The following is a 19957-nucleotide window of genomic DNA, read 5'->3' on the forward strand; positions in this document are numbered from 1 at the left end:
TGAACGGCGGGTCGATGAACGGCGGGTCGATGAACGGCACCTTCGAAACCATCCTGCTCGACGTCGATGCAGCGGATCACGTCGCCACCATCACGCTGAATCGTCCCGAGCGGCTCAACGCGTTCGATCGAACGATGTGCGAAGAGATGGCGCGAGCATGGCACGCGGTGAAGTTCGACGAGGCGGTGCATGCGGTGGTAATTCGCGCCGCGGGTGAGCGGGCGTTCAGCGCCGGCCTCGACATCAAGTCGTCCTACGGGCAACCGGACAATGTGTGGAACCACGAGGATCCGGGTGAACTGCTCAGCCCCAAGTGGCAGAAGATGTGGAAGCCGGTCGTGTGCGCGGTGCAGGGGATATGCACAGCGGGAGCGTTCTACTTCGTGAACGAGGCCGATGTGGTGATCTGCTCCACGGACGCCACCTTCTTCGACTCGCATGTGTCCGCCGGGTTGGTGTCGGCGCTCGAACCGATCGGCCTGATGCGTCGCATCGGCCTCGGCGAAACCCTACGAATGGCATTGCTGGGCAACGACGAACGGGTCGGCGCGGACACCGCGCTGCGGATCGGCCTGGTGACCGAAGTCGTTGCACGACCGGACCTCTGGAGCCGCGCCCATCAGATCGCCGCCACCATCGCCGCCAAACCGCCGTCCGCAACGCAGGGCACTGTCAAGGCCATCTGGGAATCGTTGGACAAGCCGTATCGAGCCGCGATGGAGCAGGGGCTCATCTACACCCGAGTCGGGAATCCGCTCGGCACTGCCGAGTTGGCGGCACAGCCCAACGGCTCCGCGACCGATCCTCGCAGGGCGACCACGCCGAGGATCCGCTGATGGCGACACCCCTCGGCGACGCGGCGGACCATCCCCTCGCGCGGCGAATCTCCGCTGTCCTGGACCTCGATCCCGACGCGCCCGCAATCGAGTTCGACGGGCAGTGGCACACCTGGGGCGAGATCGGCCACCTCGCCCGCTCGATCGCCACGCTGTCCTCGACGCGGGTCGGAATCCTGTTGCGCAACCGGCCCGTGCACGTCGCCGCCTTCCTCGGAGTTTTGCTCGCCGGTGGGAGTGTCGTCGCCATCAATCCCGCGCGCGGCGACGACCGCACCAGGGCCGACATCGCTGCCTTGCGCCTTGCCGTAGTTGTCGGCGAGCAGGGCGACCTCGACACGTTCATCGCACCCGGGTCGACAACCACTGTGGCACTCGCCGGAACCGGCGCCGAACCGCGCGTGACGCCGGCACCCCGATCCCAGCGCGAGGCCGAGGCTTACCGACCGGGCGTGGCTGTGCACATGCTGACCAGCGGCACCACCGGGCCACCGAAGCGAATCGACCTGACCTACGACATGCTTGCGCACAGCGTCCTCGGCCCACCGAACTCCAGGGGCACCGTGCCGAACGCACGGCCGCGCGGTGTCGCCATCGTCAACGCGCCGCTTGTGCATATCGGCGGCGTTTTCCGGGTCCTGCAATGTGTCACCGCCGCGCGCTCTTTCGTACTTCTCCCCCGTTTCGAACTCGGATCGTGGACCGACGCCGTCCGCAAGTACCGGCCCCGAACCGTGTCGCTCGTCCCCGCGGCGCTGCGCACGGTCCTGCACTCCGACTTGAGTCGAGACGACCTGTCGAGCATCCGCGCGGTCACCTCCGGCACCGCACCGCTGTCCGCGGAAGATGCCGACGCGTTCACCGACAAGTTCGGCATACCGGTACTCACCTCCTACGCGGCAACCGAATTCGGCGGCGGCGTCGCCGGGTGGACACTCGCCGACCACCGGGAGTTCTGGACCGCCAAACGGGGCAGTGTCGGCCGCGCCGATCCCACCGCATCGCTGCGCGTCGTCGACGATGACGGCCGACCGCTCGCCGCCGACCAGCCCGGGTTGCTCGAGGTCCGGCCGGGCCAGTTGGGTCCCGACGCGGACTGGATCCGCACCACCGACATCGCCCGCATCGACAGCGACGGGTTCGTCTGGATTCTCGGCCGCGCCGATCAGGCGATCATCCGCGGTGGATTCAAGATCCTGCCCGATGACGTGCGTTCCGTGCTCGAGAGCCATCCCGCGGTGGCCGGCGCCGCAGTGGTCGGCCGCAACGACGAACGACTCGGTGCGACACCGGTCGCGATGATCGAACTCCGCCCAGCTCACGAGACCACACCCGAGGCGCTCGGTGACTACCTCCGAAGCAGGCTGGCGGGCTACGAGATTCCCACCGAGATCACTATCGTCGACGCCATCCCGCGCACCCCGTCCGGCAAGGCCGACCTAACCGCGGTGCAGGCTCATTTCGGTGCGGCAGATAGACAACATCGCGGGGCGACAGGCACCCGAGGCGAGTATGTCCGCTAGTGCCGCCACCCTGCCCGCGCTCCTCGCCGCACGCACCGGCGTCGCACGCCCGCTGCTGGTGTGCGACGCCGATCGGCTCGGCTACAACGAAGCCATCGCCCGCTCTGCCGAACTGGCGCGGGGTCTCATCGCCCTCGGCGCCTGTAAGGGCACGCACGTCGGACTGCTCTACCCGAACGGCACCGACTTCGTCGTGGCCATGCTCGCGGTGGGCCGGATCGGCGCCGTCGTGGTGCCGTTCTCCACGTTCGCCACGGGAGCCGAGCTGCACCAACAACTTCGGCACAGCGACATCGTGATCCTGTTGGCCGCAGCATCCTTCCGGGACCACGACTACATGCAGCGGGTGACCGCCGCGGTGGGCGACCTCGGCGGCTCGGAGCCCATCTTCGCACCGGACGTGCCGAACCTGCGCCATGTCGTCTTCGGACCCGTCGCAACCGCCACCCTGCCCGCGCGCAACATCGAGCACGTGTACCGGCTGGCCGACTCGGTCGACCCGGCACTGCTCGCCGCGGTGGAGCACGATGTCGAAGGCAGCGATCCACTCGCGATCGTCTACACCTCCGGATCGACCGGTGCGCCGAAAGGTGCCGTGCATTCGCACGAGGGGCTGCTTGCTCATCAAGCGAGGCTCAACCAGATTCGCGGTCTCACCGAGCACGAGACGCTGTTCTGCAACTCGCCGTTCTTCTGGATCGGCGGGTTCGCGTTCGGTCTGCTCGCCACGCTCGTCGCGGGCGCCACCTTGGTGTGCTCGAACGCCACTGACGCGGGCGACACCCTCGACCTGATCGAGGCCGAACGTCCCACCATGACAAACGGTTTCGTGGCCGGGATCACCCATCTCACCCAACATCCGAGCTTCGCTGCACGGGATCTCTCGTCGATGCGCCGCGGCAATCTCTATCCGCTGATGGCACCCGACGTTCGCCCGCGCGATCCGGAACTGCGGCACAACATGTTGGGCATGACCGAATCCGGCAGTGTTGTGCTGCTCAGCGGTGACGAGACCGACCAGCCCGAGCACCGGCGCGGCTCGTTCGGCCGCCCGGCCCCCGGCGTCGAGACCAAGATCATCGACCTCGAGACCAAAGACGATGTCGCGATTGGCGACGTGGGCGAACTCTGCCTGCGCGGACCGAATCTCATGCTGCGTCACCACCGCCGCAGCCGGGAAGAGTGCTTCGACACCGACGACTGGTTCCACACCGGGGACCTCGTCCGTGCCGACCGGGACGGCTTCGTGTATTACCTCGGCCGGCGGGACGCGATGATCAAGACCGCGGGCGCGAACGTCTCCCCCGTCGAAGTGGAGCGGGCGATCGCCCGGGTCACCGGCGGTGCCGCAGCACACGTCGTCGGCTTGCCCCACGCCGAACGCGGGCAGATCGTCGCCGCCGCGGTGGTCGTCGAGCACGAAGGCGACCTGGACGAGGCGGCCCTCCTCGACAAGCTGCGCACCGAACTGTCCACGTACAAGATTCCCCGACGCGTCGTACCCCTCGCGCCCAGCGCAGTGCCCGTCCTGTCGAGCGGGAAGGTCGACCGCCGGCAGCTGATGAAGGTTTTCGATGTCTGAACAGCCCGCTCGCGATGCGACCACGATCGGCGATCTGGTGCGACTCCGAGCGCAGACGGATGCTGCGAAGCCGATGGTGATCGATCCCGACACGCGAATCGGCTACGCCGAACTCGACGAGACGACCCTCGCCATGTCCGCCGCGTTCATCGAGGCCGGGGTCGGCAAGGGCACCAGGGTCGCCTTGATCATGCCCAACAGTGCGCGCTGGGTGCAGATTGCCTTGGCGCTCACTCGAATCGGCGCCGTCCTCGTGCCGCTCAGCACACTGCTGCCCGCCCGCGATCTGCTCGCACAATTGCGCAGCGCCTCGGTGCGTTTCCTGCTGACCGTGGCGGAATTTCGCGGTCACCGCTATCTCGATCACCTCGCCGCGGCGCTGGCGACCCGGGACGCGGACGGTGTCGTGCACTGTCCGGACCTGCCCGCGCTGCGGCGCGTCGGCTGTGTCTCCGACATCGCCCCCGCACCTGCGGAGGCGAACTCCGTGCGCGTGGCCGCGGCGCTGTCGGCCGACGTGACCGCCGCCGACCCGATGATCGTCATGTTCACCTCCGGCAGTAGCGGTGCACCCAAAGGTGTCGTGCACTCGCACGGGAATGCGTTGGCTGCAGTGCAGTCCGGGCTCGCCGAACGCTGCATCGATTCCGGCACCAGGCTGTACCTGCCGATGCCGTTCTTCTGGGTTGGTGGCTTCGGTAGCGGGATCCTGTCCGCGCTGCTCGCCGGTGCCACGCTCGTCACCGAGGAGGTCCCCACGCCGGAAACGACATTGCGGCTGCTCGAACGTGAGCGCGTGACGCTGTTTCGTGGCTGGCCGGACCAGGCCGAGGCGCTGGCCAAGCAGTCCGGCAGTGTCGGTGCCGACCTCTCCGCGCTGCGTCCGGGCAGCCTGGAGGCACTGTTGCCATCCGAGCTGCGGTCTCGTCCCGGCGCACGGGCCAGGCTGTTGGGCATGACCGAGTCGTTCGGACCCTACTGCGGGTATCCACTCGACACGGACATGCCCCAATCTGCCTGGGGCAGTTGCGGAAAACCGTTCGCGGGTATCGAAGTGCGAATCTGCGGCGAGGACGGCGGACCGGCACCGGCCGGCACGATCGGCGAAATCCAGCTGCGCGGACCGCATGTGCTCCGTGGCATGTGCCGCCGTAGCCGAGCAGACCTCTTCACCCGCGAGGGCTTCTTCCCCACCGGTGACCTCGGTCGGTTCGACGACGAGGGTTTCCTGTTCTACCACGGTCGATCCGACGACATGTTCAAAGTCAGCGGCGCCACCGTCTATCCGAGCGAGGTGGAATCCGCGCTGCGCACGATCGACGGTGTCGAGAACGCGTTCGTCACGAACCTGGCCGATGCCCGTGGCGATCGCGTCGCTGCCGCGGTGGTGTGCGATCCCGCGGGGACGGCCGTCGAGCATCTCCGTGCCGCGGCGCGCGAGGTGCTCAGCTCGTTCAAGGTTCCGTCGGTATGGCTGCTGCTCGATTCCGATGACGCGGTGCCACGCGGCTCGACGGGCAAGGTCGATGTGCGGCGGTTGCGTGAACTCCTCGCCGAGCGCTGACCGCCGGCGCTGCGGTCAGATGCGGTACTCGTCGAGCAGACGCTTGCTGATGATCTGCTTCTGAATCTCGCTGGTACCCTCGCCGATCAGCAGGAACGGCGCGTCGCGCATGAGGCGCTCGATCTCGTATTCCTTGGAGTAGCCGTAGCCACCGTGAATCCGGAAGCTTTGCTGGGTGACCTCGGCACACAGCTCACTGCACAGGTACTTCGACATGCCGGCGGCGACGTCGTTGCGGTCGCCGGAGTCCTTGAGCCGTGCCGCATTAACCATCATCAGATGAGCGGACTCCACCTTGGTGGCCATCTCGGCGAGCTGGAACGCGATGGCCTGGTGTTGGGCGATGGGCTTGCCGAAGGTTTCGCGCTGCTGCGCGTAGCGGATCGCGAGCTCGAAAGCACGGATGCCGACACCGCAGGCCCGGGCGGACACGTTCACCCGACCGACCTCGACGCCGTCCATCATGTGGAAGAACCCGCGCCCCGGCGTGCCACCGAGGATGTCCTCGGCACGTGCGACATATCCGTCGAAGATCAGTTCGGTGGTGTCGATGCCTTTGTAGCCCAGCTTGTCGATCTTGCCGGGGATCACCAGGCCGGGCGCGACCTCACCGAACCCGGCGGGCTTCTCGATGAGAAAAGTGGTGAGGTTGCGGTGCGGCTTGTCGGCGCCCTCGTCGGTGCGCACCAGCGCCGCGACGAGCGTCGAACTACCGCCATTGGTGAGCCACATCTTCTGGCCGTCGATGGTGTAGGTGTCATCTGCATTCCGCTTGGCCCGGGTCCGGATCGCGGCCACGTCGGAACCCAGTTCCGGTTCCGACATCGAGAACGCGCCGCGCACCTCGCCGGTGGCCATGCGTGGTAGCAAACGATTCTTTTGCTCGTCGGTGCCATGCTGGCGCACCATGTAGGCCACGATGAAATGCGTGTTGATCACCCCGGAGACACTCATCCATCCGCGCGCGAGTTCCTCGACGCACAGTGCGTAGGTGAGCAGCGACTCTCCCAACCCGCCATATTCCTCGGGGATCATCAGGCCGAACAGGCCCATGTCCCGCATCCGGTCCACGATGTCCTGCGGGTAGGTGTCGGTGCGTTCCAACTCCGGGGCGTTCGGAATGATCTCACGCTCCACGAATTGTCTTACTGTGGAGACAATCTCGGTCTGGAACTCGGTCAGTCCCAGCGTCTGAGCAAGGCGTGCCATGACGTCTTCCCTTTCCTGCCAAGTCAACCGACGCGTTCGAACACCGCGGCCAGGCCCTGACCGCCGCCGATGCACATCGTTTCCAGTCCGTAGCGCGCTTGCCGCCGGTGCAGTTCGCGAGCCAGGGTGGCCAGCATCCGTCCGCCGGTAGCACCCACCGGATGGCCGAGCGAGATGCCCGATCCGTGCACATTGATGCGTTCCCGATCCGCCATGGTAAACGACCATTCATGTAAAACCGCGAGCGCTTGAGCCGCGAAAGCTTCGTTCAGTTCGATCAGATCCATATCGGTGAGGCGGAGCCCGGCCTTGGCGAGTGCGACCTCGGTGGCCGGCACGGGGCCGATGCCCATGATCTTCGGCGCGACACCGGCGACACCCCAGGACACCAGCCGCACCAGCGGTGTCAGCCCGAGCTCGGCGGCCTTCTCCGGGGTTGTCACGATGCACATCGACGCCGCGTCGTTCTGCCCGCTGGCGTTGCCTGCCGTCACCGTCGCGTCGGGGTCATCGCTGCCCAGCATGGGCTTCAGCCGGCTCAGCGACTCGACGGAAGTGTCCGCGCGCGGATGCTCGTCGGTGTCGATCAGCTCCTCACCGCGGCGGGTGCGGACCGCCACCCGGATGATCTCCTCGGCGAACACCCCGTTCTGCTGCGCCGCCACGGCCCGCTGGTGCGACGTCACAGCAAGCTCGTCCTGCTCGGCGCGCGAAATGTCGTACTGGCGGCGGAGGTTCTCGGCGGTCTCGAGCATGCCGCCGGGGACCGGATAGTTCCGACCGCCGGCGGTCGTGCGCCCGCGGGCGAGGCCGTCGTGCACGCGCACGCCGGTGCGTCCGCCACCCCAGCGCATGTCGGTCGAGTAGAACGCGACATTGCTCATGCTCTCGGCGCCGCCTGCGACGACCACGTCGTTGTCGCCACTGCCGACCTGCAGGCAGGCCTGAATCACCGCCTGCAGCCCGGACCCGCATCGCCGGTCGAGCTGCATCCCGGGCACCGTCACCGGAAGACCCGCATCGAGTGCGACGACGCGTCCGATCGCCGGCGCCTCGCTGCTCGGGTAGCAGTGGCCGAGGATGACGTCCTCGACTGCGGCGGGCGCGATCCCGGTGCGGTCGAGGAGTCCGGCCAGCGCCGCGACGCCCAGGTCGACCGCCGTACGGTTGGCGAAGATGCCTCCGTAACGGCCGATCGGCGTCCGGACGGGTTCACAGATCACTGCCTGACGCATGTCGTCTACCTCCACCTTCCGACTCGGCGGCCCGGTCACATATACCGGCCGCCGGTCACCTCCAGCACCGTACCGGTCATATACGAGGAGTCATCGGAGGCGAGAAACAAAGCCACACTGGCAATCTCGCTGGGCTCGCCGGCCCGGCCCAGCGGAACTTCGGCAAGCTTGCCGTCCCAGATGTGTTTGGGCATAGCCTCGGTCATCGCGGAGCGGATCAATCCCGGCTGGATGGCGTTGATCCGGACACCGTGATGGGCCATCTCTTTGGCCGCGGCCTTCGTCATGCCCACGATCCCGGCCTTCGCGGCCGAGTAGTTCGTCTGGCCGACCATGCCCACCTTGCCCGAGATCGAGGAGATGTTGATGATCGCGCCGCGTTTGCGCTCGCGCATGATCGCGGCGGCCTTGCGCAGGCCGTTCCAGGTGCCCTTGAGATGCACTGCCATCACCTGATCGAACTGATCCTCGGTCATCGTCCGCATCGTCGCGTCGCGGGTGATCCCGGCGTTGTTGACCATGATGTCGAGGCCGCCGAAGGTGCTCACCGCGGCATCGAGCAGCGCGTCCACCTGTGTGCCGTCGGTGACGTCGCACTGCACGGCCAACGCCACCTCGGCACCGCCGAGTTGCTGCACGGCGGCTTCGGTGGCGGCGAGGTCGAGGTCACCGAGCACGACGCGCGCACCGTCGGCCACGAAGCGTTCCGCGATCGCGAATCCCAAGCCCTGCGCGCCCCCGGTTACGACCGCGGTCCGCCCGCTCAGTGCCGGCATCGCCCACCCACCTGCCTCTCGCACCCGGTCCCGGACCGGATCCTCGTCTGCTGTCTGTTCACCCTTGCACTATCGACAGGCAACTGCGGGTGCACCCGCCTCGGCGGTAGCTGCCGAGGTGCGGCAGTCGCCACCACAAGAGCCTATGGTAAGTATTACAGTCACCCTTACCACAACGGTCGACCCGAGTGCTCGAGTCGGCGGATTCGAGGAGTACATCATGGCCGCCCTGCTCACCGGGAAAGTCGCGTTCATCACCGGCGCCGCGCGCGGTCAGGGACGCGCCCACGCCGTCCGGATGGCGAACGAGGGCGCCGACATCATCGCCGTCGACGTCGCGGGCAAGCTCCCGGATTGTGTCCCCTACAACCCCGCCACACCCGAGGATCTCGACGAGACGGTGCGCCTGGTGGAGGCGACCGGGCAGCGGATCGTCAGCACCATCGTCGATACCCGCGACTACGACGGGCTGCGCGAGGCGGTCGACAGTGCTGTCGCCGATCTCGGCCGGCTCGACATCATCGTCGCCAACGCGGGAATCGCGGCTCCGCAGGTATGGAACGAAATCACCCCGGCGTCCTTCCGCGACGTCATGGACGTCAACGTCACCGGAACCTGGAATACGGTGATGGCGGGCGCGCAGCACATCGTCGACGGTGGCCGCGGCGGATCCATCGTCCTGATCAGCTCCGCAGCCGGAATCAAGATGCAGCCCTTCATGATCCACTACACCGCGAGTAAGCACGCGATCACCGGCATGGCCCGGGCGTTTGCCGCCGAGCTGGGCAAGCACGCCATCCGCGTGAACAGCGTTCATCCCGGCGCCGTGCTCACCGACATGGGCAGTGGCGACATGGTCGCCGCCATCGGGCGAACCATGGAGACGAATCCGCAACTTGCGAACATGATGACGCCCTTCCTGCCCGAGTGGATCGCCGAACCGGAGGACATCGCCAACACCGTGTGCTGGCTGGCGAGCGACCAGTCGAACAAGATCACCGCATCCGCGATCTCCGTCGACCAGGGTTCGACGGTCTACTGACCACGGGACGCGCTGATGGCGAGCAGCATGCACGCCGGCGATGACGGCACCGGCTTCGCGGAAGAGTTGACTGCGCATCTCACCGGTTACGGCGACCGGCCGTTCATCGAGTTCGAACACCAGTGGTACTCCGGTACCGATATCGAGCGCTACATCGATCAAGTGTCCGGTGCACTCGACGATGCCGGGGTGTCCGGATCGGCGCCGGTTGCGCTCGTGGTCCGCAATCGGCTTCCCCATGCAGCCGCCATACTCGGCTTCATCGCGCAGCGCCGACCCCTGGCGATGGTCTACTCGTACCAATCGGATAGTGCGATCGCACGTGACATCGAGGCGCTGCGTCCGGCCGCGGTGATCGCAGATCGCGAAGATTGGACCGATCCGGTCGTCGCGGCGAGTGCGCGGATCGGCAGCGCCGGTGTCGCGCTGAGCCTTACGGTGCCCAACGTCGAGTCCGTCATGCCACGCCGCGAGCGCGGACACGACCATGATCCGGCGTTGTCGACCGCAGGTCTGCATATTCTCACCAGCGGCACGACCGGCCCGCCGCGCCGGCTGCCGCTGCGGACGGCCGTGCTGCGCCATACGGTGCTGTCGATGACCGGTGGACTCGCGGCGGATCCCCAGGATCCCCCGGAACTGGTGTTCTGGCCGTTCGGCAGCGTCGGTATCTGCCAACTGCTCGCGGCGCCGTTCCTCGGCAAACGCATGGTGTTGTTGGAAAAGTTCACCGTGCAGGAATGGGTGCGCGCGGTGAAGACGTACCGCATCAGGCGAACCGGGGTGCAGCCGGCCATTCTGCGGATGCTGCTCGATGCCGATGTCGCGCGCGAGGATCTCGCGTCGCTCGAGTCGCTTCCCGGCGGCTCGGGACCACTCGACCCCGGGCTGCGCGCGGAATTCGAGCAACGGTACGGCATTCCGCTCCTCTGGGGTTACGGTGCAACGGAATTCGCCGGATCCGTCTGCGCCTGGACCCCCGCCCTGTACGACGAGTTCGGCGCCGCGAAGCCCGGCAGCGTCGGACGTCCACTGCCCGGTGTCGAGGTGCGGATCATCGATCCGGATACCGGAAGCGAATTGCGCGTCGGTGAGCAGGGATTCCTCGCGGCGCGGGTTGCCGTCATCGGCCCGGAGTGGATCCGCACGACCGATCTCGGGTCGATGGACGCGGACGGTTTCGTCACCTTGCACGGGCGCGGCGACGGCGCAATCAACCGGGGCGGCTTCAAGATCCTGCCCGAGACGGTGCGCAGCGTCCTGCTCGGTCATCCCGCCGTACTCGATGCCGCAGTGGTTGGTGTCGATGACCGACGGCTCGGCCAGGTGCCGTTCGCGGCCGTCGAGTTGCGGCACGGCATGCCGACACCCGGCGAGCGCGAGCTGCTGGATCTGGTGCGGGCGGAACTGCCGAGCCAGCACGTGCCGGTCGCTATTGCCGTTGTGGACGAGTTGCCGCGCAACACCGCGATGAAGGTGCTGGTGCGTGACGTGGCAGCGCTCTACGAAGCTCGGTCCGCATAGTTGCTGCGGGTGGTCGGGCGTTCGTTCGACGACCCCGTGGCAGCGCCAAATGTTCTGGTCAAAAAGGCGATCTGGTGTGCGACGGCGGTGTCGAACCAATCGTGTCCCGGCCAGACATCGAAATGGTCACATGGGTAGTGGTGTACCTGCGCCCTGGCTCGCACCGCGGTCTTCATGATCGAGGTCGGCGGGACGTACCGGTCGAAGTCGGCAATTTGGGCGAGCACCGGGCACCGCAGCCGCTTCGCCGCGTCGGCAGTCCGGATACCTGCCAGTTCGATACCCACCGCAGCATCGACCTCATTGCGCCAGGACGGCCCGGCGATGGACAGATAGCTCTCGTACGCACCGTCGAGTGTCATCGCGCCGCGATTCCCTGGCCGTGCGACGAGCGGCATCAGTACCGGATCACGGTCGCGCGCGACGGCGATCCGGCTGCGCACGCCGGCAGCCAACCAGCGCAACGGCGTCACCGGATCGCGCTGATCGACGGCGGTTCGCCCTCCGGCGAGGCCGTTGGTCAGCGGCGTCATGGCCAGTACGGCTGCGATGCCGTCGTCCTCGGCTGCGACCCGCAGGACGTGCCCACCCGACAACGACGATCCCCAGAGCACAATGCGGTTCGGGTCGGCGCCCGGAAGAAGTCGCGCCGCGGCGATCGCGGCAACGAAGTCGTGCAGCTGACGAGTGATCGAGATCGACTGACGCGGCGCACCATCGGAGGTGCCGAACCCGCGGTAGTCGAATGCCAGGACATCCAGCCCGGCCGCCGCCAATCGCTCGGCGAACGGCTCGAGGCCGGAGTCCTTGGTGCCACCGAATCCGTGCGCCATGACCACCACGGGCCGGCCGTCCGGTCCAGCGAACCGCTCGCTTTCGCCACGGAAATGCCATGCGCTGCAGCGCACACCATCGGCGAAGAAGTCGACGTCGCTGCGTATCATGCGCTCTCCCGAAGCAGTCGACTGTACGCCCCTGCACCGTCGGTGGGGCGCTGCTTCGCCCGCTCGAGACCGGCAGGCAACTCGCGAGCGCGGATGTCATGTTCGTAGATGAAATAGTCCACCTGCTGCGTGTGCCGTGGCCGGTCCGTGCAGTGCCCCGCGTGCAACTGCTGGTCGGATTCGATCACCCGCTCCATCTCGGGGATCGACGGCAGTGCGTAGCGGCCGACGGCATAGGCGCCGAGCACCCGCGCCTGGCACTCCACGAACGGGAACAAGGTGGGTACCGACTGTGCGAACCCCATGAACACGAGATTGTCGATGCCCGGCTTGAACATTCGCTTGTACAGGCCGATGTGGTTGCCCGGCGCGCTGATGAATCCGTCGTCGAAGAAGGGGAACGTGATGTTGTAGCCGGTCGCGTAGATGATGGTGTCGAAGTCGTCGCTCGTCCCGTCCTCGAAGTGCACCGTCGCCCCGTCCAGTCGTGCGACGTTCGGCTTGGGGGTGATGTCGCCGGAGCCCAGCCGCAGCGGTAGCTCCACCGATTGAGTCGGATGCGCCTCGAAGAGTTTGTGGTTCGCCGGCGGCAAGCCGTAGAGCTGCGGGTCGGTCCCCATCAGCGGCATCATCATCTGTAGCGCCTTGCGCTGCCAGGACAACGGAAGATACGGCGTGGTCCGCCAGAACTTGTCCCCCGGACGTCCGGCGATGTACTTCGGCACGATCCATGCGCTCGATCGCGTCGAGAGCGTCACCGTGTTCTGCAACGCCTTCGAAGACAACTCCACGGTGATGTCGGCCGCGCTGTTTCCGATACCGACGACCAGGATCCGCTTGCCGGTCAACTCGAGCGGCGTGCTCGGATCGATGTAGCTGTGCGAATGGATGCTCTCGCCGGAAAAGCTGCCGGGGAATTCGGCGATCCGCGGGTCCCAATGGTGCCCGTTCGCCACCACCAGCAGGTCGAATTCGCGCCGCTCCCCCGTCCAGTCGTCGATTTCCCAGGTGCCGTCGGCACGGCGCTGCGCATGCTGCACGCCGTTTTCGAACTCGATGTTGTCGAGCAACCCGAAAGCCTCGGCGTAGGCGTCGAGGTAGGCCTTGATCTCACTGTGGTGCGGAAAGGCCGGGTAGTGCTCCGGCATCGGAAAGTCCTTGAAGGACAGTCGATGTTTCGAGGTGTCGATATGCAGCGAGCGATACGCACTGCTGTGCCCGTTGGGGTTGCCGAACGCCCAGTTCCCGCCGATCCGATCGGAGGATTCGAATGTCGTGTAGGGCACGCCGTAATCCGAGAGCATCTTGCCCGCGGTCAGACCGCTGATTCCGGCCCCTATGATCGCGGTGCGTGGTAGTGGCCGATTCACTGTTACTCCTTGGTCCGTGCCGGAATGAGGTCGAGCGTGCCGAGTTCGCGGACCGCGCGCGCGCCCCGGCTCAGCATCGCGACAAACATGTCGTTGCCGCGCTCGGTATCCACCGCGAATGCGCACCCGAGGGTCGGTATCAGCAGGGCCTGCAGCATTCCGAATCGGTAATCTTGCCAGCAGGTTTCGGCGCTGTAGTCGGTGACGCCGTGTGTGGCGAGCGCGGCCCGGTATTCCTCCACCAACCCCTGCTCCACCTGCGCGCGCAATTCCGGGTCCAGGCTGGTCCCGGTGAAGTAGGCAAGGTCACGGGCCGGAAGTCCGACACCGAGTGTCTGCCAGTCGACCACCGAGACGGCGGTGTGGTCGACGTCGAACAGGAGATTGTCCAGGCGGTAATCGCCGTGCAACAGCGCAAACCGCTCCGGCTCGGCAAGCAACCAGTCGGTTACCGATCCCATTGCGGCGGTCAGTGTTTCGCGGTCGATCGGGTCCAGGTCTGCGCCGAGCCGGGCAAGGGTCATATCGGCACTCATCTTTGCGATGTCGCCCAGGCCGCGGATCGCCGCCTCGTCGGGCAGCGTGAAGGCCAGCCCGTGGAAGTCGCGCCAGGACGGGTCACACCAGGTCGGACCGTGCAGTCCTGCGATCGCCCGTGCCGCCAGCGAAGCATCGGCGGGACCGCAGCCGCCGATCTGGTCGCCCTGCGCCGCAGGTGACTGGTCGGCGAGCAGCAGTGCGTAATTGAACGCATCGTCGGTGATCTCACAGTGGAAACACTCGGGCACCGGAACGGCGACCCGGGTCGCCACCGAGGTGTAAAACGCGCATTCGCTGCGGTAACCGAGCGCGACTCGGTCGCGCACGGTGTCGTCCTGCGACGGAAGCTTGATGATGAACTGCCCGGGAAGGCCCGCCGGGTTGTGCGCGTACCGGGCCGTGACCCGGTAGGTTGCGCCGGTCTGTCCGGTTCCCACCGGCGTCACCGCGACGTGCTCGATTTCGACGGAGGTGTCGGTCTTGCTCAGCACGGTCGTGAGCCACGCGCTCGTGACTTCCGCAGGCGAGCGGGGAATCGCCGCCACCGCGCTCACCGCCCCACCACCCGGATGAATACCGAACATTGTTGCACTGCAGGAGAACTCGTCATACTCGGGTACCTTCCGTGGTCGGCGGATGCGCGGCGCGCTGTTTGGCGACGAAGCCGATGGCCAGCCGCTGCAGCAATCCCGGTGCGAGGCGGGCAAACAGCCAGGTCAAGTACGCCCGCCGCGGGGCAACCAGCAGCGCACGGTTGCGCTCGATCGCGGCCAGTGTCTGGGCGGCCAAGCGATCCGCGTCGTAGAACTTCGTACTGCCCTGTCCCACTCGATAGAACTCGCGGCCGTCGAAGTCACCCATCCAGCCCTTGTCCAGGATCGGCGTCTCTACCGCCGTGGGGCAGATGGCGAGCACGCCGACGCCATGCCCGGCGGCTTCGGTGCGCAGTGCCAGCGACAGTCCGACGATGGCGTGCTTGGTCATCACGTAGCTGGTGATCCGACCGGCGGCGGCCAGTCCAGCCATCGACGCGGTGTTGATGATGTGACCGCTGCCCTGGCGCACCATCACCGGGTACGCCGCGGCGACGCCGTGCACGACGCCACGGATATTCACGTCGATGATGGAGTTCCACTGTTCGAGCGTCAGTAGTTCCGTATCGCCGCCCCAGGTGATGCCGGCGTTGTTGAAGATCAGATCGATCCGCCCCGCCCGTGCGACCACGTCGTCGACGGCCGCCTGCACGGCCGCCGCATCCGTGACATCGACGCGCGCGGCTCGCGCCGTACCCGGGCCTTTCGACTCGGCGGCAGTCCGCTCGGCGGCGGCACCGTCGATATCGGCGCATACGACATCCGCGCCTGCCGCAACGAGGGCGCGGGCCAGCGCCGCTCCGATCCCGGAGCCCGCACCGGTCACGATTGCCTGTTTACCGTGGAAGGATTTCACGCGCCGGCGGCCTCTCGGATGTTGTGCCTGCCCATCCTGCCTCCTCGCTCGACGCGCCCCACGATGCTCGCGTCTGGTCAACGGTAATACATACGGCAAGTAGTTCGATAGGGCAGCTTCCGATGCACTGCCGGCGCCTCAGTTCGTCGCTGCGAGCGCGGCTCGCAGTCTGTCGCACTGGATATCGAAGAACCGTCGCGAGATCGGCGCACGCGGTGCGACGAGATCGAAACCGTGGAACGCTCCGGGAACGACGTCGACCACACACGACACGCCCGCCCGCTCGAGCCGCGTGGCGTACTCGACGTCCTCGTCGTGGAACAGGTCCAACGCGCCGACACCGATCCAGGCCGGCGGCAGTCCGGACAGGTCGTCGCGGCGCGCGGGTACGGCGACGTTCGGATCCGCCCCGCCGCGATAGGCCTCCCACCCGAACCGATTGCTGTCGCGGTTCCACAGCCGGTAGTTGTCCTGCCGTCCGACATGCGGGCGATCGTCGAGCATTGGATAGACGAGCAACTGAAAGATCGGCTCGACCGCACCGAGGTCATGCGCCCGTTGGGCCAGTGCTGCGGCGAGCCCGCCGCCGGCGCTCGCCCCGCCGATCGCGAGCCGAGCGGCATCGACACCGGGCATGTCCGCGAGCATGGTCAGCGCCGCGTAGCAATCGTCGAGCGCCGCGGGGTAAGGGTGCTCGGGTGCGAGCCGGTAGTCCACCGAGATCACCGTCGCGCCGAGTTCGCGACTGAATCGTCGGCACAGCCGGTCGTCGAACTGGGCGCGGCCGATGACGTATCCGCCGCCGTGGATCCACAGCAGGCCGGGGCCAAGCGTGTCCTGTCCTTCCGGACGGAAGATCCGCGCCGACCCGCCGGTCTCGAGCCGGTGGACCTCGACACCGGTGTGCCGGTCGGGCAGCACCTTGGTGAGTGCGCGCACCAGCGGAAGACTGCGCGGACCGACCGCCGCGCGCGGCAGGAACCGGGCGGTACGACGAAGATCGGGATGGAACACTTCGGTCGTCATAGCCGCAGTATGCACATTATTCGAGCAATGTGAAATACCCATTGCTCACTCGACGTTGCTCGCCTAGCATCCTCTCCACTGCGGTGTTTGCTTGTGCGCGAACGCGCGCGGGCCTTCCTGCGCGTCTTCGCTGTTGTAGCAATGCTCGGACGCATGCCGGGCAGCCTGCAGCGCCGCCGAGCGACCCATCTCGGTCGCGAGCATGACCGTGTCGCGGGCTGCTTTCACCGACAGCGGCGCACCGGCGAGAATGTCGCCGGCCAGCTCGATCGCGGCATCGAGTAAGTCCGGCGGCGCCACAACGCGATTGACCAGGCCGATCTCGTAGGCGCGCTGTGCCGAGATCGGTTTCCCGGTCAGGAGAATCTCCATCATGATGCGCTGCGGGATCATGTGAATCAGCGGCGAGGCCCACGGCGAACTGCGGCCCACCTTGACCTCGGTGACCGCGAACGTCGCGGAGCTACTGGCCACACAGAGGTCACAGGCCTGAGCGATCATCCACCCGCCGGCGAACGCCGCGCCATTGACGGCCGCGATCGTGGGCTTGGACAGCTCGATCGTGTCGTAGGGCAGCGCAAACATATCGCGCGGCGGCACGCGCATGCCGGTCTCGACCATCTCCTTGAGGTCGCCGCCCGCGCAGAACGCCTTCTCCCCCGTCCCGGTGAGGATTGCCACGCGTAGGGCCGGGTCGTGTTCGAAGCGGTCCCATGCGGCGGACAGTCCCGCTCGCACGTCGGAGTCCAGACAGTTGCGCGACTCCGGCCGGTTCAGCGTGATGACCGCGATACCGTCGGCCCTGGCGTCGAACAGAACGGCATTACTCATCAAAAACCCCTTCGCGCGATCTCGTTCGCCTCCCGCTCGAGCTCTGAACGAAAATCTGGGTGAGCGATGGCGATAAGGCGCCGGGCTCGCTCCGCCAGAGTCCGGCCCTTGAGCTCGGCGGCGCCGAACTCGGTGACGATCACGTCCACATCGGCTCGCGCTGTCGTTACCGGACCGGACAGCCGAGCCGTAATCCGGCTGATGGCACCGTTTTTCGCGGTCGACGGCAGCGCGATGATGGCGTGACCGCCACGCGAGCGCGCACCGCCGCGGACGAAATCGACCTGGCCGCCGGTGCCGCCGAGGTAAGCCGAGCCGGTCTGTTCGGCATTCACCTGCCCGCCGAGGTCCACCTCGATCGCCGAGTTGATCGTCACGAGCCGGTCCAGCTGCGCCAGTACTCCGGCGTCGTGCGTGTAGGCCGTGGTGCACATCCGTAGGGCGGGGTTGCGGTCGACGAACTCGTAGAGACGCTTCGTGCCGATCAATGCCCCCGTGATCGATACCCCGGTATCGATGGGTTTGCGGGCATTGGTGACGACGCCGGCCTCGACGAGTTCGACGAGCGTGTCGCCCACCATTCCCGAATGCACCCCGAGATCGCGTCGGTCGTACAGGCGGCGCAGCATGGCGTCCGGCACCGCGCCGACGCCGACCTGCAGCACCGAGCCGTCCTCCACGAAACCGGCGGCATAGGTGGCGATGGCTTCGTCGATCTCGCTCATCCGCGCCGGCGCGACCTCCACCGGTGCGCGTGAAACCGTTACTGCACAATCGATTCGATCCGCGGGCAGGAGTTCACCGTGGGTGTAGGGCACCTGCTCGTTGACTTCGGCTATGACGACGCGGGCCTTGGCGATGGCCGCCTGCATGTAGTCACTGACCAGTCCGAGGCTGTGGTTGCCGTCCGCGTCGGCGGGACTCACCGAGACGAATGCGACGTCGCAGCCGATGATCCCAGCTGTGATCATCGGGCCGACCTGACTGACATGGATCGGGATGACGTCGAGTTTGTGCTCCTTGGTGAGCGACTTGAGTGTGCCGATCGCGCCCATGCTCGACATCCTGAAGCCACGCACGGACTCCGGAGTGAGGATCCCGGAGAAGCTCGTCGCGGTGAACGCCGAAAGGCCGCCGATCCGTTCGCCCTGTTCGATCAGCGCCTCGACCAAAGTCGTTGGCTCACCACATGCTTGACCCCACACGATCCGATCGCCCGGCCGCACGAACTCGGCCAGGTCGAACGCGTCCGGGCCGTCGACAATCCTCATGCGCGCGTCGCCGCGTCGGAGCGAGCGGACTCGGCTGCGCGGAGCTGCGCGGCGACCTCGTCGTTGTGTTCGCCCAGTCGCGGTGCCGACCCGTCGATTCGCCCGGGTGTCCGCGAAAACCACGTCGGCGGCCCGGGAAAGCGCACGGGGCCGTACGCCGAGTCAACTGTCTGGAAGAGGCCGACGTCGTTGAGATGCGGGTTGTCGAACAGTTCGTCGAGGGTCCGCACGGGCGCGGCGGGGACGTGCAGGGATTCGAGCAGATCCAGCCATTCCTTCGTGGTCCGCTCCAGGAAAGTCTCGCCGAGCAGCATGTACACCGTGTCGATTTGCCGAGCGCGTTGTTCGAGCGTCGCGAAATGTTCTCCGGCCCAGGGAGGTTGCACGGCACCGATGAACGCACTCCACTGCTTGTCGTTGTAGACCAGTGCGGAGATATAGCCGTCCTTGGTGCGGTACGGCTTTCGGTTGGGGGTGAGCGCGCGCGGATATGCGGCAGCGCCCAACGGTGGGCTGAACATCGCACCGTTGGCGTGCTCCACGAGCATGAAGGCGGCCATGGTCTCGAACATGGCCACCTCGACCTCCTGGCCCTCGCCGGTGCGTTCACGATGGAACAGCGCCATCGTGGTCGCGTACAGGGCGGTCATGCCCGCAACCTTGTCGGCAATGATCGTGCCGACATAGGACGGCTCCCCGGTCAACTGCTCCTGCGCATAGGGCAGACCGCACTCGGCCTGAATGGTGTCGTCGTAGGCCGGTTTATCGGCGTCGCGTCCGCGGTGGCCGTAGCCGTAGCAATTGGTGTAGACGATCGAGGGGTTGATCGCGGCGACATCGTCGTAGCCGAAGCCGAGCTTGGCGATCGCCTTGGCCCGCATCGAATGAATGAACACATCGGCGTCTTCGATGAGGCGCCGCAACGTGATCTTGTCCTCGTCGGTGCGCAGATCGAGCACAACGCTGCGCTTGCCACGGTTGACGTTCACGAAGACGCCGGCCATGCCGGGTTCCGGACCGACCGAGATATAGCGGGTGTTGTCGCCGGCCGGGGGCTCGATCTTGATCACGTCGGCACCCATGTCGGCCATGATCTGGGTGCAGTAGGGCCCCATCACCATTGCCGTCAAATCGATGACACGCACGCCGGTCAGTGGGCCGGTGTGTTCCATTGCGTGAGCCTACTTTCCTGTGAGACAGCCGAATCGACACTATAGGATGAATCCTTGCAAGGA

Annotated in this window: 17 protein-coding genes; 6 read left to right on the forward strand and 11 right to left on the reverse strand. The window is 66.6% G+C overall.

Annotation, left to right across the window (positions count from 1 at the left end; all coding sequences use genetic code 11):
* Nucleotides 1–29 precede the first annotated feature (29 nt).
* The 4 genes from OG921_RS19625 to OG921_RS19640 are packed head-to-tail and all read left to right on the forward strand — an operon-like array spanning nt 30 to nt 5505.
* Nucleotides 30–836: an enoyl-CoA hydratase/isomerase family protein gene (locus tag OG921_RS19625; RefSeq protein ID WP_266114278.1), complete on the forward strand. Its 807-nt coding sequence runs from the start codon at nt 30–32 to the stop codon at nt 834–836.
* Complete coding sequence (locus OG921_RS19630; protein ID WP_266114191.1) at nt 836–2359, forward strand: class I adenylate-forming enzyme family protein; 1524 nt, start codon at nt 836–838, stop codon at nt 2357–2359. The genes OG921_RS19625 and OG921_RS19630 overlap by 1 nt, the downstream gene beginning before the upstream one ends.
* Nucleotides 2349–3941, forward strand: a complete 1593-nt coding sequence (locus tag OG921_RS19635; protein WP_266114192.1) for a class I adenylate-forming enzyme family protein — start codon at nt 2349–2351, stop codon at nt 3939–3941. The genes OG921_RS19630 and OG921_RS19635 overlap by 11 nt, the downstream gene beginning before the upstream one ends.
* Complete coding sequence (locus tag OG921_RS19640; protein WP_266114193.1) at nt 3934–5505, forward strand: class I adenylate-forming enzyme family protein; 1572 nt, start codon at nt 3934–3936, stop codon at nt 5503–5505. Before OG921_RS19635 ends, OG921_RS19640 begins: the two co-directional genes overlap by 8 nt.
* Before the next feature lie 15 nt (nt 5506–5520).
* Here OG921_RS19640 and OG921_RS19645 read toward each other — a convergent pair whose 3' ends face one another.
* Genes OG921_RS19645 through fabG form a run of 3 tightly spaced genes read right to left on the reverse strand, consistent with a single transcriptional unit; the run spans nt 5521 to nt 8725 of the window.
* A complete protein-coding gene (locus OG921_RS19645; protein WP_266114194.1) occupies nt 5521–6714 on the reverse strand; it encodes an acyl-CoA dehydrogenase family protein in 1194 nt (397 codons plus the stop codon).
* 23 nt (nt 6715–6737) lie between these two features.
* Nucleotides 6738–7949, reverse strand: a complete 1212-nt coding sequence (locus OG921_RS19650; RefSeq protein ID WP_266114195.1) for an acetyl-CoA C-acetyltransferase — start codon at nt 7947–7949, stop codon at nt 6738–6740.
* Between the two features lie 35 nt (nt 7950–7984).
* Nucleotides 7985–8725: a 3-oxoacyl-ACP reductase FabG gene (gene fabG / locus OG921_RS19655; RefSeq protein ID WP_266114196.1), complete on the reverse strand. Its 741-nt coding sequence runs from the start codon at nt 8723–8725 to the stop codon at nt 7985–7987.
* Between the two features lie 220 nt (nt 8726–8945).
* Here fabG and OG921_RS19660 point away from each other — a divergent pair, with 220 nt between their 5' ends.
* Both OG921_RS19660 and OG921_RS19665 read left to right on the forward strand, forming a co-directional pair.
* On the forward strand, nt 8946–9767 hold the full coding sequence (locus OG921_RS19660) for a mycofactocin-coupled SDR family oxidoreductase (protein ID WP_266114197.1): 822 nt from the start codon (nt 8946–8948) through the stop codon (nt 9765–9767).
* Between the two features lie 27 nt (nt 9768–9794).
* Nucleotides 9795–11291: a class I adenylate-forming enzyme family protein gene (locus OG921_RS19665; protein ID WP_266114279.1), complete on the forward strand. Its 1497-nt coding sequence runs from the start codon at nt 9795–9797 to the stop codon at nt 11289–11291.
* Here OG921_RS19665 and OG921_RS19670 read toward each other — a convergent pair.
* From OG921_RS19670 to OG921_RS19705, 8 genes are all read right to left on the reverse strand, one after another.
* A complete protein-coding gene (locus OG921_RS19670; RefSeq protein WP_266114198.1) occupies nt 11270–12235 on the reverse strand; it encodes an alpha/beta hydrolase in 966 nt (321 codons plus the stop codon). The genes OG921_RS19665 and OG921_RS19670 overlap by 22 nt on opposite strands.
* Nucleotides 12232–13605: an NAD(P)/FAD-dependent oxidoreductase gene (locus OG921_RS19675; protein WP_266114199.1), complete on the reverse strand. Its 1374-nt coding sequence runs from the start codon at nt 13603–13605 to the stop codon at nt 12232–12234. The genes OG921_RS19670 and OG921_RS19675 overlap by 4 nt, the downstream gene beginning before the upstream one ends.
* Nucleotides 13606–13607: 2 nt before the next feature.
* The gene (locus tag OG921_RS19680) at nt 13608–14729 is read right to left on the reverse strand and encodes a phosphotransferase family protein (RefSeq protein ID WP_266114200.1); all 1122 of its coding nucleotides are present in this window, start codon (nt 14727–14729) and stop codon (nt 13608–13610) included.
* A 22-nt stretch (nt 14730–14751) separates the two neighbouring features.
* Complete coding sequence (locus OG921_RS19685; protein WP_266114201.1) at nt 14752–15594, reverse strand: SDR family oxidoreductase; 843 nt, start codon at nt 15592–15594, stop codon at nt 14752–14754.
* A 138-nt stretch (nt 15595–15732) separates the two neighbouring features.
* Entirely contained in the window at nt 15733–16620 is an 888-nt protein-coding gene (locus tag OG921_RS19690) for an alpha/beta hydrolase (RefSeq protein WP_266114202.1), read from the reverse strand.
* Nucleotides 16621–16683: 63 nt separating this feature from the next.
* A complete protein-coding gene (locus OG921_RS19695; protein ID WP_266114203.1) occupies nt 16684–17451 on the reverse strand; it encodes an enoyl-CoA hydratase/isomerase family protein in 768 nt (255 codons plus the stop codon).
* Nucleotides 17451–18722 (reverse strand): acetyl-CoA hydrolase/transferase family protein, encoded by a 1272-nt coding sequence (locus tag OG921_RS19700; RefSeq protein ID WP_266114204.1) that lies wholly within the window; start codon nt 18720–18722, stop codon nt 17451–17453. The genes OG921_RS19695 and OG921_RS19700 overlap by 1 nt, the downstream gene beginning before the upstream one ends.
* Entirely contained in the window at nt 18719–19894 is a 1176-nt protein-coding gene (locus OG921_RS19705) for a CaiB/BaiF CoA-transferase family protein (protein ID WP_266114205.1), read from the reverse strand. Before OG921_RS19705 ends, OG921_RS19700 begins: the two co-directional genes overlap by 4 nt.
* Nucleotides 19895–19957 lie beyond the last annotated feature (63 nt).

The sequence above is a fragment of the Aldersonia sp. NBC_00410 genome, assembly GCF_026342035.1.
Lineage (GTDB): Bacteria > Actinomycetota > Actinomycetes > Mycobacteriales > Mycobacteriaceae > Aldersonia.

Coding starts and splice junctions, on each gene's coding strand:
- OG921_RS19625 (WP_266114278.1), top strand. CDS start 30: ATGAACGGCACCTTCGAAACCATCCTGCTCGACGTCGATGCAGCGGAT.
- OG921_RS19665 (WP_266114279.1), top strand. CDS start 9,795: ATGCACGCCGGCGATGACGGCACCGGCTTCGCGGAAGAGTTGACTGCG.
- OG921_RS19660 (WP_266114197.1), top strand. CDS start 8,946: ATGGCCGCCCTGCTCACCGGGAAAGTCGCGTTCATCACCGGCGCCGCG.
- OG921_RS19645 (WP_266114194.1), bottom strand. CDS start 6,714: ATGGCACGCCTTGCTCAGACGCTGGGACTGACCGAGTTCCAGACCGAG.
- OG921_RS19650 (WP_266114195.1), bottom strand. CDS start 7,949: ATGCGTCAGGCAGTGATCTGTGAACCCGTCCGGACGCCGATCGGCCGT.
- OG921_RS19680 (WP_266114200.1), bottom strand. CDS start 14,729: ATGTTCGGTATTCATCCGGGTGGTGGGGCGGTGAGCGCGGTGGCGGCG.
- OG921_RS19705 (WP_266114205.1), bottom strand. CDS start 19,894: ATGGAACACACCGGCCCACTGACCGGCGTGCGTGTCATCGATTTGACG.
- OG921_RS19640 (WP_266114193.1), top strand. CDS start 3,934: ATGTCTGAACAGCCCGCTCGCGATGCGACCACGATCGGCGATCTGGTG.
- OG921_RS19670 (WP_266114198.1), bottom strand. CDS start 12,235: ATGATACGCAGCGACGTCGACTTCTTCGCCGATGGTGTGCGCTGCAGC.
- OG921_RS19690 (WP_266114202.1), bottom strand. CDS start 16,620: ATGACGACCGAAGTGTTCCATCCCGATCTTCGTCGTACCGCCCGGTTC.
- OG921_RS19700 (WP_266114204.1), bottom strand. CDS start 18,722: ATGAGGATTGTCGACGGCCCGGACGCGTTCGACCTGGCCGAGTTCGTG.
- fabG (WP_266114196.1), bottom strand. CDS start 8,725: ATGCCGGCACTGAGCGGGCGGACCGCGGTCGTAACCGGGGGCGCGCAG.
- OG921_RS19635 (WP_266114192.1), top strand. CDS start 2,349: ATGTCCGCTAGTGCCGCCACCCTGCCCGCGCTCCTCGCCGCACGCACC.
- OG921_RS19695 (WP_266114203.1), bottom strand. CDS start 17,451: ATGAGTAATGCCGTTCTGTTCGACGCCAGGGCCGACGGTATCGCGGTC.
- OG921_RS19630 (WP_266114191.1), top strand. CDS start 836: ATGGCGACACCCCTCGGCGACGCGGCGGACCATCCCCTCGCGCGGCGA.